A 417-nucleotide genomic window follows, 5' to 3' on the forward strand; every position below is an offset into this window, starting at 1 on the left:
GGTCTGACCGCTCAGGCAGATCAATAAGGCAACCCGACGTAATTCTCGGCAAGCGCCGTCGATGCCGCTCTGGAATGCACCAGGTAATCGAGCTCGGCTTCCTGGATGCGCTGGCCGAACTCCCCCGTCTCGGGGAAGCGATGCAGGATCGTCGTCATCCACCAGGAAAAGCGCACCGCTTTCCACACGCGCGCCAACGCCTTGGCCGAATAGGCGTCGAGCCCGGCCTCCGACCTCTCGCGGTAGAATTCACGAAGCCCGGCAAACAGATAGCCCACGTCGCTGGCAGCGAGGTTCAGGCCCTTCGCGCCGGTCGGCGGCACGATATGCGCAGCATCGCCGACCAGGAACAGTTTTCCGAAGCGCATCGGCTCGGCGACGAAGGAACGCAGCGGCGCGATCGACTTCTCGAAGGAC

The 417-nt window shown here is 63.5% G+C and carries 1 protein-coding gene; it reads right to left on the bottom strand.

Going from position 1 to position 417, the window contains the following annotated elements; all coding sequences use genetic code 11:
* Positions 1–20: 20 nt before the first annotated feature.
* Positions 21–417 (bottom strand): FAD-dependent monooxygenase (locus EN745_RS35755; RefSeq protein WP_189363289.1); only part of this gene is annotated, 397 nt, incomplete at its 5' end.

The organism is Mesorhizobium sp. M4A.F.Ca.ET.022.05.2.1, assembly GCF_003998845.1.
Lineage (GTDB): Bacteria > Pseudomonadota > Alphaproteobacteria > Rhizobiales > Rhizobiaceae > Mesorhizobium.